12 protein-coding genes are annotated in these 12,594 nt (G+C 75.3%); all 12 read right to left on the bottom strand.

Annotation, left to right across the window (positions count from 1 at the left end; translation table 11 throughout):
- Positions 1-51: 51 nt before the first annotated feature.
- The gene (locus ABDB74_RS01840) at positions 52-1,011 is read right to left on the bottom strand and encodes a glycosyltransferase family 9 protein (RefSeq protein WP_346621315.1); all 960 of its coding nucleotides are present in this window, start codon (positions 1,009-1,011) and stop codon (positions 52-54) included.
- On the bottom strand, positions 1,008-2,384 hold the full coding sequence (gene rfaE2 / locus ABDB74_RS01835) for a D-glycero-beta-D-manno-heptose 1-phosphate adenylyltransferase (protein WP_346621314.1): 1,377 nt from the start codon (positions 2,382-2,384) through the stop codon (positions 1,008-1,010). The genes ABDB74_RS01840 and rfaE2 overlap by 4 nt, the downstream gene beginning before the upstream one ends.
- Complete coding sequence (locus ABDB74_RS01830) at positions 2,381-3,064, bottom strand: SIS domain-containing protein (RefSeq protein ID WP_346621312.1); 684 nt, start codon at positions 3,062-3,064, stop codon at positions 2,381-2,383. Before ABDB74_RS01830 ends, rfaE2 begins: the two co-directional genes overlap by 4 nt.
- Positions 3,061-4,305, bottom strand: coding sequence for a glycosyltransferase (locus ABDB74_RS01825; protein WP_346621311.1), 1,245 nt, complete (start codon positions 4,303-4,305; stop codon positions 3,061-3,063). Before ABDB74_RS01825 ends, ABDB74_RS01830 begins: the two co-directional genes overlap by 4 nt.
- Positions 4,302-5,294 (bottom strand): glycosyltransferase, encoded by a 993-nt coding sequence (locus tag ABDB74_RS01820; protein ID WP_346621310.1) that lies wholly within the window; start codon positions 5,292-5,294, stop codon positions 4,302-4,304. Before ABDB74_RS01820 ends, ABDB74_RS01825 begins: the two co-directional genes overlap by 4 nt.
- Positions 5,291-6,370, bottom strand: a complete 1,080-nt coding sequence (locus tag ABDB74_RS01815; protein WP_346621308.1) for a glycosyltransferase family 9 protein — start codon at positions 6,368-6,370, stop codon at positions 5,291-5,293. The genes ABDB74_RS01820 and ABDB74_RS01815 overlap by 4 nt, the downstream gene beginning before the upstream one ends.
- Positions 6,367-7,857 carry an HAD-IIIA family hydrolase gene (locus tag ABDB74_RS01810; RefSeq protein WP_346621307.1) on the bottom strand — a complete coding sequence of 497 codons (1,491 nt, stop codon included), beginning with the start codon at positions 7,855-7,857 and terminating at the stop codon, positions 6,367-6,369. Before ABDB74_RS01810 ends, ABDB74_RS01815 begins: the two co-directional genes overlap by 4 nt.
- Before the next feature lie 162 nt (positions 7,858-8,019).
- Positions 8,020-8,667: a 3-oxoacid CoA-transferase subunit B gene (locus ABDB74_RS01805; protein ID WP_346623834.1), complete on the bottom strand. Its 648-nt coding sequence runs from the start codon at positions 8,665-8,667 to the stop codon at positions 8,020-8,022.
- A gap of 26 nt (positions 8,668-8,693) precedes the next feature.
- Entirely contained in the window at positions 8,694-9,359 is a 666-nt protein-coding gene (locus tag ABDB74_RS01800; RefSeq protein ID WP_346621306.1) for a 3-oxoacid CoA-transferase subunit A, read from the bottom strand.
- Between the two features lie 64 nt (positions 9,360-9,423).
- Complete coding sequence (locus ABDB74_RS01795; RefSeq protein ID WP_346621304.1) at positions 9,424-11,046, bottom strand: tripartite tricarboxylate transporter permease; 1,623 nt, start codon at positions 11,044-11,046, stop codon at positions 9,424-9,426.
- Between the two features lie 3 nt (positions 11,047-11,049).
- The gene (locus ABDB74_RS01790) at positions 11,050-11,502 is read right to left on the bottom strand and encodes a tripartite tricarboxylate transporter TctB family protein (RefSeq protein ID WP_346621303.1); all 453 of its coding nucleotides are present in this window, start codon (positions 11,500-11,502) and stop codon (positions 11,050-11,052) included.
- Positions 11,503-11,585: 83 nt separating this feature from the next.
- On the bottom strand, positions 11,586-12,593 hold the full coding sequence (locus ABDB74_RS01785; protein ID WP_346621302.1) for a tripartite tricarboxylate transporter substrate binding protein: 1,008 nt from the start codon (positions 12,591-12,593) through the stop codon (positions 11,586-11,588).
- Position 12,594 lies beyond the last annotated feature (1 nt).

Raw genomic sequence — 12,594 nt, 5'->3', positions numbered from 1 at the left:
GCCCCAGAGCGTCCTCCCTCACCGCACACCGCGAGGGAGGACGCTCCACGATCAGGGCACCTGATCCCGGCGGAGCCCCAGCGTTCCGAGGGCGTGCACCACCTCGGCGACGGTGATCCTCTCCAGCGCCGGGTCGAGCCCGGTGCCCCAGGGGTCGCCGGTGCCGTCGCCGTGCCAGAGGACGCGGTGCAGCGGTCCGTGCTCCCCCGGCCGGAGCGGCGGCCCCCACAGCGCCGGGGACACCGGGCCGAAGAGCACCACCGACGGGCGCCGGTAGGCGGTCGCCAGGTGCGCGACGCCGGTGTCGCCGCAGACCACGACCCGCGCGGCGGCGACGACGGCCGCGAGCTCCGTCGACGTCGTCCGCCCGGCCAGCACCGCAGACTCCTCCAACCCGGCCGCGGCGGCCACCGACCGCGCCAGCTCGACCTCGCCCGGACCGCCGGTGATCCGCACGTCGTGGCCGGCGTCGGCGAGGTCGCGGGCGACGTCGGCGAACCGGTCGGCCGGCCAGCGCCGACCGGGGAACGCGGCGCCGGGGTGCACGACGGCGGCGTCACGCACCGGGGGCGGCAGGGGCGGCACGGCGATGTCCAGTGCATCGGGGTCGGCGTCGACCCCGAGCCCCTCCGAGACCAGCCGGCACCAGCGCCGGACCTCGTGCTCGTCCGGGTACCAGGTCGGTCCCGGGTAGCCGGGGCTGGCGAAGGTGAGCAGCCGCTCCGGACGGAGACCGGCCACGATCACGTGCGAGGCCGGCCCCTTCCCGTGCAGGTCCACGGCGAGCTCCGGCGGCGGGCCCGGCCAGTCCAGGGGCTCCAGCTCGCGGGCGGGCAGCACCTCGTCGACCGCGTCGATCAGCTCGGCGAGCGGCCGCAGCGGCTCCGTCGTCGCCAGGACGAGCCGGTGCCCCGGCACGGCCGCGCGGACCGCGCGCAGGGCCGGCACGCCGGTGAGCAGGTCGCCGAGGCCCAGCGGCCGCAGGACGACGGCGGTCGGCTGGCCGCTCACACCCGGGAGCGCTCGACCAGCGCGGTGGTCGAGTGGCCGTCGAGGTAGGGCAGCACGACGGCCTGGCCGCCCCAGCCGCGCAGCACCTCGGCCTCGGGCAGGTCGGCGCCTGCGTAGTCACCGCCCTTCGCCCAGACGTCGGGGCGCAGCCGGTCGAGCACCTGCGCGGGGGTGTCCTCGCCGAACACCACGACCGCGTCGACGAACTCCAACGCCTCCAGCACCCGCGCCCGGTCCCCGGCGGTCACCAGCGGCCGCGAAGGGCCCTTGAGCCGGCGCACGGAGTCGTCGGAGTTGATGCAGACGATGAGGCAGTCCCCGAGCCCGCGGGCGGCGCGCAGGGTGGCGACGTGCCCGGGGTGCAGCAGGTCGAAACACCCGCCGGTGGCGACGACGGTGCCGCCGGCCGCCCGGACCCGGGCGATCACCGCATCGACCCCCGGCTCGGCGACGACGTCGGGCTCGGCCGACTCGGCGGCGTCCCAGGTCGTCGCCCCGCCGCGGGCCACGAACGCCGACGCGAACGCGACGGCGGCGGCCACGGCCTCACCGGTGACCGAACCGTCGGCCAGGGCGAGCGCCGCGGCGGCGGCGAAGGAGTCGCCGGCCCCGCAGGGATCCCCACCGGTGACCGCGACCGCGGGGACGACCATGGGCGCCCCGGAGCCGTAGGACAGCAGCGCGCCGCGCGAGCCGAGCGTCACCGCCACCGCCCCGACCCCCCAGTGCCGGATGAGCGCCTCCGCACGGCCACCGACAGCGGCCAGGCCGCTGCCCTGGGCGGCCACGCCAGCCGCGGCCGCCACCCGGGTGGCCTCGGCGCCGTTGGGCGTGACCAGCCGCGCGTTCGGCACGGGGTCGGCGCCGCGCGGGTGCGGGTCCCAGACGACGGGCCCCCGGGCGGCGGTCAGGGCCGCGCGCACGGCGGGGTCCGCGGTCGTCCCGCGGCCGTAGTCGGCCACCAGCACCGCGGCCGCGTTCCCGATGGCGGCGGCGGCCTCCGCCGGCAGTTCGCCGAGCACCGCCACCGGCGCACCGCTGTCCAGCCGGGCGACGGAGTGGTCGCCCACCCGCACCCGCTGCTTGACCGCGGTGCCGCCGGTGGCCGGGATCTCGATCAGCCGGACCCGGCCGGCCAGCAGGGCGCGCAGCCGGTCGGCGCCCTCGTCGGAGTCGATCGGGGCCACGAGGACGACCTCGCGGCGCCCGGCCGAGGCGGCGATGACCGCGGCCAGCGCAGCACCACCGGGGCGTTCCCGCCGCTCGATGTCCTCCACCACGGGCACCGGCGCGTCGGGGGTCAGCCGGGACGCCGTCCCCACCAGGTCGACGTCGAGCAGTGCGTCCCCGACGACGACCAGCGGCCGGCTCACCGGGCGGCCCCGAACGAGGGACCGGCCGGCACCCGCGAGGGCTCGCTCAGCACGGCGGCGTCGAAGGCGGCGCAGACCAGGTGCAGCGCGACCAGGTGGCACTCCTGCACGGTCGCCGTCCAGGGCGAGTCGATGCAGACCGCCTCGTCGGCGGCGGCGGCGAGCGGGTTCGGCGCCGGGCCGGTGATCGCCAGCACCGTGATGCCGCAGTCGCGGGCACGGCGGGCGGCGGCCACGGCGTTGGGCGAGCGGCCCGACGTCGACAGCAGGATCAGCACGTCCCCGGCCCGGCCGTGGGCCTCCACCTGGCGGGCGAACAGCTCGTCGGCCGGGTAGTCGTTGGCGATGGCGGTCAGCGACGAGGTCTCCGCCGTGAGGCAGATGGCCGAGAACGGCGGCCGATCGGCGCGGTAGCGGCCCACCAGCTCGGCGGTGAGGTGCTGGGCCTGGGCGGCGCTGCCGCCGTTGCCGGCCGCCAGCAGCCGGCCGCGGGACTCCCCGCACAGGACGTCGGCGAGCAGCCGGCCCCAGCGGTCGAGCACGTGCACCTGGGCATCGACCGAGCGCAGCGCGCTGGTCAGCGAGGCGACGTGGTCGGCGCCGGTCAGGTGGGTGCAGGTCTCCGGGGAGACGGCCTCCGCGTTGGACGACGGAGCGGCGGTGTGCGGGGCGACGGTCATCGGGCGACCTCCACGGGACGGCGGCGGGTGAGCACCTGGCGGTAGACGGTCTCGGTGTCGGCGACGACCCGCGCCCAGCGGTAGCGGGCGCGGGCCCGCTGCACGCCGGCGGCGCCGTAGGCGGCGCGGCGCTCGTCGTCGGCGAGCAGCGCGGCGAGCACCGCGCCGAGCCGCTCGGGGTCGCGGGGCGGGACGAGGTCGCCGGTGACGCCGTCGGCGACGGTGTCCTGCAGGCCGCCGACGGCGGTGGCGACGACGGGCCGGCCGCAGGCCATGGCCTCCAGCGGCGTGATGCCGAACGGCTCGTACCAGGGCACGGCCAGGACGACGTCGGCCGAGCGCACCCAGGACGGGACGTCGGCGCGGGCGACCGACCCGGCGAAGACCAGCCGGTCGGCCACGCCGGCCTCGGCGGCGATGGCGCGCAGCCGCCGCACCTCCGGGTCGGCGTCGATCGCGTCGGCCGGCGGCCCCCCGACGACCACCAGCTCGGCATCGGGGACGGCGCGCAGCGCCCGGACCGCGTCGTCCTGGCCCTTGCGCTCGACCAGCCGGCCCAGCACCAGGAGCCGCTTGCGGTCGCTGCGGGGCGCCACCGGGCCGCGGGGCGTGAACACCGAGGTGTCGACGCCGCAGGGCACGATCGAGACGCGGTCGCTGGGCAGCCCCAGGCGGCGCAGCTCGAACACCTCGTCGGAGCAGGTGGCGACGACGTGGCTGACGTCGCGGCACAGCCCGCGCTCCAGGTCGACCCGCTCGACCGGGGAGGTGTCCGCCGCCCCCTGGTGCCGCCGCTTGACCGAGCCGAGCGCGTGGAAGGTCTGCAGCACCGGCACCGGCCTGAGCAGGCTGGCCGAGGCCTCGACGGCGGCCAGGCCGCTCATCCAGAAGTGCGCGTGCACCACGTCGGGGGCCTGTGCGGCCCAGCCGTGCCGGAGCACCCGGGCGAAGGCGGGCATGTGCTGCAGCAGCTCGTCCTTGGGCAGCGCCTCGGCGGGCCCGGCGGTGACGTGGACGACGTCGTACCCGTCCGGCGTGACCACCCGCTCGGGCAGCGACGCGTCGTCGCGACGGGTGTGCACCGTGACCTCGTGCCCCCGCTGGGCGAGCCCGGCGGCCAGCGCGGCCACGTGCACGTTCTGCCCGCCGGCGTCGACACCGCCGATCGCGGCGAGCGGGCTGGCGTGCTCGGACACCAGGTCGATCCTGAGCCGGTACGTGCCGAGCTGGTCGGTCCTCATCGGGTCACCTCCTCGAGCAGGGCGTCCCAGTCGCGCAGGAAGCGGTCGAGCCCGTAGCGCTCCAGGGCCGCCGACCGGGCGGCCTTGCCGGCCAGGCGGGCGGCGTCCTCGTCGTGCAGGAATTCGCGGACCGCGGCCCACAGCCGCTCGGGCCGGGTGGACAGCACACCGGCGTCGGCGGGCACCGCCTCGATGGCCTCGGTCGTGGCCAGGCCGACCACCGGGAGCCCCAGGTGCATGGCCTCCAGCAGCGAGAGCCCGAGCGACGTCCAGCGCACGGGGTGCACGTAGACCCGTCGGCGGGCCAGTTCGGCGTGCATGGCGGCCTGGGGCGGGTCGTCGTGGAGCGAGACGCGGCCGGGGTCGAGGCCGTACGTCTCGTGCAGCCCGGCCAGGCCCATGCCGAAGACGTCGACCGGCGCGGCCGACGCCAGGCCCGGCAGGAGGTCGGCGCCGACGGTGCGGCCGCGGCGCACCGGCTCGTTGACGACGACGGCGGCCCGGGCCAGCTCGCCGGTGTACCGCTCCCCCGGGTCGACGATCCCGTGCTCGATGACCGTGGTGGGAGCGCGCCCGTTGTCGTAGAAGAGCTGGTTGAAGTGGGTGACGTGCGCGATCGGGATGTCGTCGCGGTCGGCCATCGGGTGCCGGGTGTGCGGGACCGGCCCGTCACCGGGCTCGAGGCCCGGCGCGTTGTGCTCGAGGAAGACCGCCGGCACGTCCCGCCCGGGCTCGCGGCCGAGCCATTCCCGCACCAGCTCCAGGTCGCGCCGCCGCTGGAGCACGACGACGTCGACCTGCTCCGTGCGCAGCTGGTCGGGGGTCACCTCACGGGCCGACGCAGGCCAGTCCCAGGTGCGGGCGCGGCCGAGACCGTCCGGGCTGCGACTCCCCCCGGGACCGTCCACCACGGGCAGCAGGTACTCGTGCCCGCCCTGGACGAACGACGTCGTCCAGGACCCGTGCACGTGCCAGATCAGGATCTTCACGTTCTCCCCTGGAGGCTCGTCGCCGCCTCTCGGGCTGCGGCAGGGTGTCGGGGAACGGCCGGCTGCTGGACCGTGCTGGTGAGCTTGTCGACCGCGGCGACGACGTCCTCCGCCGTCACCGAGGACAGGCAGGGATGGCCCGGCACGGGGCACTCGCGGGCCCGGGTGCCGGCGCAGGCCGCCGACTGGTCGCCGAGCAGGACCGTGGGCACCCCGTAGGGGGCCCAGCGCTGGGCCGGGACCACCGGCGAGAACAGCGAGACGACGGGGGTGCCGACGGCGGCGGCCAGGTGCGCCGGGCCGGTGTTGCCGACCACCACCGCGGCGGCCCCGTCGAGCAGCGCCGCCATCTCGGCCAGGGACGTCTCCCCGCCCAGATCGATCCCGCGGCTGCCGGCGACCGCGGCGGTGAGCCCGCGCTCCCCCGGGCCGCCGGTGACGAGCACCCGGTGCCCGGCGTCGGTGAGGGCCGCCACCGCCTCCGCGCAGCGGTCGGCGGGCCAGGCCCGGGCCGGCACCGATGCGCCGGGGTGCAGCACGACGTAGCCCGGCTCGTGCGACACCGGGGGCAGCGGCCGGCGGACGGCGAGCCGGCCGTCGTCGCCGGGTGGGAGCTCGAAGCCCGCGGCGCGGGCGAGGGAGAGCGCCCGCTCGGGCTCGGGGAGGTCGTCGTCGACGCGGTGGCGGACGTCGAGCAGGGTGCCGGGGTAGTCGACGCTGATCGCCGAGATGCGCGGGACGCCCGCCGTGCGCAGCACCAGGGCCAGGGGCAGCGGCGACTGGTGGAACGACGTCGAGACGATCGCCTCGTCGGGCGCCAGCGCCCGGACGCGGTCGGCGAGGGCGGCGAGGTCACCGGCGTCGACCGGCGGCGGGTCCCCGAGGATCCACGGGCAGGACCAGGTCCAGACCTCGTCGACACCGGGCAGGAGTTCGGCGGCGGCCGCACCGGCCGGCCCGGCGAGGACCACGACCCGGTCGGCACCCGCCGCGACGGCGCGCACGAGGGGCCCCTGCAGCAGGACGTCGCCGGCGTTGTCGAGCCGGGCGACCAGGACGGTCCGCGGGCCGCTCACCAGCGCCCGTCCAGGACGGCGTCCACGGCGTCGGGAAGGGTCGGCAGCACCCGTTCCGCGGCCGCGATCTCCTCCCGCCGCGTGACCGGGGTCGGGACCATCAGCCCGGCCGCCCCGGCAGCCGCGGCGGCCTCGACGTCGGCGCCGATGTCGCCGACGACCACGCAGCGCGCGGGGTCGACGCCCAGCTCCGCGCAGGCGGCCTTCACCATGCCCGGCGCGGGCTTGCGGCAGGTGCAGCCGTCGTCGGGGCCGTGCGGGCAGACCTGCACCGTGTCGAACGGGCCGAGCAGCTCCACCAGCCGCGCCATGCAGGCGTCGACCTGCTCGCGGGTGATCAGCCCGCGGGCGACGCCGGACTGGTTGCTGACCACGCCGATCCGGACGCCGCGGGCGCGCAGCCGGTCGAGGGCCTCCCGCGCGCCGTCGACGGGGCGGACCCACTCCGGGTCGCCGTTGTACGGGAAGTCGTGGACCAGCGTGCCGTCCCGGTCGAACAGCACCAGGTCGGGCAACCCCTTCCAGCGGCGGACGCCCACGTGCCCGACCACACCGCGCAGCCAGTGCCAGGTGGCCAGCGGCGGGATGAGCGCGCTGGTGGCCAGCATGGTCGCGACCTCCGCGCGGTCCCGCGGACCGGGGGCGATGCGCCGCCAGGCGAACTCGGCGGTGCCGGCGGCCCACGCGGCGGCCGCGAGGGCCGCGGCCCTGGGCCTCCGGGCGGCGGCCAGACCGACGGCGGCGAGCGCCGCGGCGGTGACGGCCGTGTGCTGGGGCCGGCGGCCGAGCGCGGCGTCGGCCCGGTCCCGCCAGCCCGGCCCGTGCAGCCGGCGCATGAGGACGTCGTCGGCGTTGCCGGCCTGCACCCGGACGCTGACCCAGCGGTCGGTGGGCCGTACCGGGTGGGTGATCCAGCGCTCGCCCCGCACCAGCCGGGAGCCGGTGTCCATGACCCGCAGCGCGAGGTCGGAGTCCTCGCGGAACGCGCGGGGGAAGCGCTCGTCGAAGCCGCCGACCGCGGCCAGCGTGCTGCGGCGGTAGGCGAGGTCGGCGGTGATCCAGCTGGAGGTGGCCAGCCCGGCGGTGCCCCGCTCCCAGTCGGTGGGCCTGCGGTGCCCGGGCAGCGGGACCCGCACCCGGCCCTGGCTGCCGGCGACGTCGGCAGGGAGGTCGGCGAGGTCGGCGTCGAGCCGCTGGTACCAGTCGGGGTCGGGCACGACGTCGTCGTCGAGGAAGGCGATCCACCCGGTGCGGGCGGTGCGCCAGCCCAGGTTGCGGGCGCGGGCGGGCCCACCGCCGCCGGTGCGGACGACGCGGACCGGCGGGAGACCGGGGCGCTCGGGGTGCAGCGGCTCGCCGGCGGGCCGGTCGTCGACGACGACCAGCTCGGCCGGCCGGGGCCCCGGGGCCGCGGCCAGCGCGTCGAGCAGGACGTCGAGCGAGGGTCGCCCGATCGTCGGCACGACGACGGTGCACTGCGCGAGCATGATCGCGTCCTGCCCGTTCTCGGGCGGGCGAAACACTACGGGCTTGAAGTGTTCCCCGGGGCCACCCGTTCCGCGGACCGACCGGGCTGACCGAGGGGAGTTCCGGGGACGTCGGCTCCTGCCCGCGAGTGAGGGCAGGGACCGGCTCTCCGCCGGAGCAGGTCAGCTGCCGGACGGGACCAGGACGGCGACGTCGTCGGCGAAGGTCAGCGGCGCGCCGGTGCGCCGTTGCAGCTCCTCGCGGGGAAGCCCGGCGACCATCTCCCGCACGACGAAGCCGGCAGGGGCGACGTCGATGACCGCGAGCTCCGTGTAGACCCGGTGCACCACCCGGGCGGCGGTCAGCGGGTAGGTGCACTCCGGCAGCAGCTTGGGCCGGCCGTCGGGCGTGGTGTGCATCATCAGCACCAGCACCCGCTTGGCGCCGACGGCGAGGTCCATGGCGCCACCGACGGCCGGGGGCAGGTGCGCGTCGTCGGTGGCCCAGTTCGCCAGGTCACCCTCCGCGGACACCTGGAACGCGCCCAGGACGGTGACGTCGATGTGGCCGCCGCGCATCATCATGAACGAGTCGGTGTGGTGGAAGTACGAGCCGCCGGTGACCAGGGTGACCGGCGCCTTGCCGGCGTTGATCAGCTCCCAGTCCTCCTCGCCGGGCGCCGGCGCGGGGCCCATGCCGAGGATGCCGTTCTCGCTGTGGAAGACGATCTCCTTGTCGGCGGAGACGACGTCGCCGACGAGCGTGGGCATGCCGATCCCGAGGTTGACGTACGCGCCGTCGGGGATGTCGCGGGCCACCCGGGCGGCCATGTCGGTCTGGGACAGCGGGGGAACGCTCACGCCGCCACCTCGACGACCCGGTCGACGAAGATGCCCGGGGTGACGACGGCCTCGGGGTCGAGGTCGCCCAGCTCCACGAACTCCCGCACCTGCACGACGGTGAGGTCGGCGGCGCTGGCCATCGTCGGGCCGAAGTTCCGGGCCGCCTTGTTGTAGACCAGGTTGCCCCAGCGGTCCGCGCGCAGCGCCTTGACCAGCGCGACGTCACCACGCAGGGGTTCCTCGAAGACGTGCCGCCGTCCGGCGATCATCCGCACCTCCTTGCCGCGGGAGAGCAGCGAGTCGGCGCCGGCCGGGGTGAAGAAGCCGCCCAGCCCCGCGCCCGCCGCCCGCATGCGCTCGCTGAGGGTGCCCTGGGGGACGAGCTCCAGCTCGATGGTCCCGGCCCGGTAGAACTCCTCGAACCAGATCGAGCCGACCGACCGCGGGTACGAGCAGATGATCTTCCGCACCCGCCCTTCCCGGATCAGCGCGGCGACGTCGGTCTCCCCGCTCCCGGCGTTGTTGGTCACGATCGTCAGGTCCGTGGCCCCCTGCTCGAGGACCGCGTGCACCAGCTCCACCGGGACGCCGGCGGCGCCGAACCCGCCGACGAGGACGGTCGCGCCGTCCTGGACGCCCTCGACCGCGGCGGCGAGCGACGCCACCCGCTTGTCGATCACCGCAGCCGCCTCTCGCGCCCCCGGGGCGCCGTCGCGACGACGCCCCGGGGGCGCGACCGGCCGGTCAGGGCCGGTCCTGCCGCGTGGCGCCGCCCGACGCGGACGCCGACTCGTCGGTGTTCTCGATACCGGGCGTGCCCTCGGGCTCGGCGGTGGTCCCGGTCGCCGCCAGGTCCTCCTCGCCGGGGGTGCTCGGCCGGCTGCGGTTCCGCCGACGACGGATGCCCTGGACGGTGCTCCAAATGACGACCAGGGCCATCAGGGCGAACAGCGTCCCCGACATGGGCCGGGTGAAGAAAATCGACACCTCTCCGCCCGAGATCAGCATGGACCGGCGGAACGACGACTCCAGGATCGAGCCGAGCACGAAGGCGAGCACCAGCGGCCCCGGCTCGAAGCCGGTCTTCTTCATGAGCCAGCCGATGACCCCGAAGACGAGCACGACCCACATGTCGAAGATGTCGTTGTTGACCGAGAAGACGCCGGCCATCGTGACCAGCAGGGCGAACGCGGCGAGGATCCCCGCGCGCACCCGCAGCAGCTGGACGAAGAACCCGACGAGCGGGATGTTCAGCGCCAGCAGCATCAGGTTGCCGATGGCCATCGACGCGATGACGCCCCAGAAGATCTCCGGCTGCTGGTCGATCAGCTGCGGGCCGGGCGTGATGCCCTGGATCAGCAGCGCGCCGAAGATCAGCGCCAGCACGACGTTGGGCGGGATCCCGAGGGTGAGCAACGGGATGAACGCCGACGTCGAGGAGGCGTTGTTCGCCGTCTCCGGCCCGGCGACCCCCTCGATGGCGCCCTTCCCGAAGCGGGTCGGGTCCTTGGCCCGCCGCTTCTCCATCGCGTAGGACGCGAGCGAGGAGATGACGCCGCCGCCGCCGGGCAGCACCCCGATGAAGAAGCCGACCACCGAGCCGCGGGCGATGGCGCCGGAGGAGTCCTTGAAGTCCTTGCGGCTCGGCCAGATGTTCGAGATCTTGCTCTTGAGCGCCTGGGCCTTCTCGGTCTTCTCGACGTTGTAGAGGATCTCCCCCACGCCGAAGAGCCCCATCGCCACGGCGACGAAGTCGAACCCGTCGAACAGCGAGATCTGGCCGAAGGTGAAGCGCGTCGTCCCGGTGACCAGGTCCTGCCCGACCGTGGCCAGGAGCAGGCCGAGGGCGGCCATGGCGAGGCTCTTGACCGGGTGCCGGGTGCCCAGGTAGGTGACCAGCAGGATGCCGAGCGCGGTCAGGGCCACGTACTCCGGGTCGCCGAACTGGACGGCGAGCTCGGCCAGCGGCGGGGCGAGCAGGACCAGGCCGAGCACGGAGACCGTGCCGCCGATCCAGGAGCCGACCGCGGCGATGCCCAGGGCCGGCCCGGCACGGCCCTGCTTGGCCATCTGGTAGCCGTCGAACGTGGTGACCACCGAGGCGGCCTCGCCCGGCAGCTGCAGCAGGACGGAGGTGATCGTGCCGCCGTACATCGACCCGTAGTAGATGCCCGCCAGCAGGATGACCGCGGTGACGGGCTCGATCTCGTAGGTGATCGGCAGCAGCAGCGCGATGGTCGCCGTCGGCCCGAGACCCGGAAGCACGCCGATGACCGTGCCGATCAGGACGCCGATGAAGACGTAGAGCAGGTTCGTCGGGTCCAGCGCGACGGAGAACCCCTGTGCGATGCCGTCGAGGATGCCCATGCCTCAGCTCCCGACCGGTGCGAAGACGATGCCGTCCGGGAACGGTACGGCCAGGGCCTCGACGAAGACGAGGTGGAACGCCAGCGCACCGAGCACGGCCAGCGGGACGGCCCAGCGCCACGGCTCCTTGGCGAAGATCCGCAGCCAGAACAGCAGCATGAGCACCGCCGACACCAGGAACCCGATCGTCTCGAACAGGACGATGAACACCGCGAGACTGGCCAGCCCCAGGGCGATCCCGAGGGTGCCGCGGGTCCACGGCTCGTAGTCGGCGGGGTCGTCGATGAAGAGCAGCACCACGCCGGTCGCGGTGAGCAGCGTCGCGACGATGAACGGCCACAGGCCCGGGCCGGGATTGCTCAGCTCACCCAGCCCCAGGCCACGGGCGCCCAGCATCGCGGCCGCACCGAGGAGCACCAGGACCAGCGGCGCGAGCCGGTGCAACTGCTTCGTCATCAACTCTCCGGGGGAATGCGCGGACGGCACCAGGGGTGCGGCCGCGGGGACGGGCGCTGCGCCGGTCCCCGCGGCCGCGGAGTTCACTCCTGCAGGATGGGGCCGTAGGCCTCGATGATGCTGTCGATCCGGGCCTGGAAGGCCTCGGAGTCGACGAACTCGTCAGGAACGTACTGCTCGCCCAGCTGCCCGCGGACCTCCTCCTGCTCCAGGCACGTCTGCACCGTGTCCTCGAGCGTGGAGACGACGTTCTCGGGGACACCCGCCGGCGCCGCCAGGCCGAAGACCGACACGCTGTTGGTGAGCTCCGGGTAGCCGACCTCGGCCAGCGTCGGCGCGTCGATGTAGTCGACCGGCTCCGGCGGGCTGACCGCCAGCGGGACGAAGCTGCCTGCCTCGATGTTCTCCAGGACGTCCTGCGACGCGTTGATGAAGATCGCGTCGACGTTGCCGCCGAGGATGGCCGTGGTCATCTCGGCGTTGCCGGTGAACGGCACCGCGGTGACCTCCACGCCGTACTCCTCGGCCAGCCGGCGCAGCTCCATCGCCTGCGACGTCGTCGCGCCGGGGACGCCGACGTTGAGCTCGCCGGGGTTCTCCTCCGCGTAGGCGAAGAACTCCTCGGCGTCGGCGAACTGCGAGTCCGCCCCGACGATGAGCGCCGACGGGATCTGGGTGACCGCGGCGATCGGGAGGTAGTCCTCGTTGGTGTAGCCGACGTCGTCCTGCAGCGGGTTGGTCGCTGTGGCCGGCACCGCGATGAGCGAGATCGAGTGCCCGTCGTCGCCCCCGGCGAGCATGGCCTGCATGCCGACCGAGCCCGAAGCGCCCTCGCGGTTCTCCACGACGACCGTCTGGCCCAGCTCCTCCTCGATGCAGCTGCCGATGGTGCGACCGGCGAGATCTGTCGGGCCTCCCGGGGCGTAGGGGACGATCAGGTTGATGGTCTCGGTGGGGTACTCGGCGGCCGCGGCGTCTCCGCCGCCGCCACCGCCACCGCCGGAGTCCCCTCCGTCGTCACCGCCGCAGGCGGCGAGGGTCAGCACGGAGACGGCGATCAGAGCGGGCCAGGTGGAGCGGGTACGGCGCATG

This window comes from Blastococcus sp. HT6-4, from assembly GCF_039679125.1.
Lineage (GTDB): Bacteria > Actinomycetota > Actinomycetes > Mycobacteriales > Geodermatophilaceae > Blastococcus > Blastococcus montanus.
The sequence above is the reverse complement of the archived record's forward strand: the minus strand, read 5'-3'. Positions and strand labels throughout refer to the sequence as shown.

Bases quoted from the DNA above. Each gene is read 5' to 3' on its own strand.
- ABDB74_RS01830 (WP_346621312.1), bottom strand. From the start codon at position 3,064: ATGACCGTCGCCCCGCACACCGCCGCTCCGTCGTCCAACGCGGAGGCC.
- ABDB74_RS01825 (WP_346621311.1), bottom strand. From the start codon at position 4,305: ATGAGGACCGACCAGCTCGGCACGTACCGGCTCAGGATCGACCTGGTG.
- ABDB74_RS01810 (WP_346621307.1), bottom strand. From the start codon at position 7,857: ATGCTCGCGCAGTGCACCGTCGTCGTGCCGACGATCGGGCGACCCTCG.
- ABDB74_RS01805 (WP_346623834.1), bottom strand. From the start codon at position 8,667: ATGGCCGCCCGGGTGGCCCGCGACATCCCCGACGGCGCGTACGTCAAC.
- ABDB74_RS01795 (WP_346621304.1), bottom strand. From the start codon at position 11,046: ATGGGCATCCTCGACGGCATCGCACAGGGGTTCTCCGTCGCGCTGGAC.
- ABDB74_RS01790 (WP_346621303.1), bottom strand. From the start codon at position 11,502: ATGACGAAGCAGTTGCACCGGCTCGCGCCGCTGGTCCTGGTGCTCCTC.
- ABDB74_RS01785 (WP_346621302.1), bottom strand. From the start codon at position 12,593: ATGCGCCGTACCCGCTCCACCTGGCCCGCTCTGATCGCCGTCTCCGTG.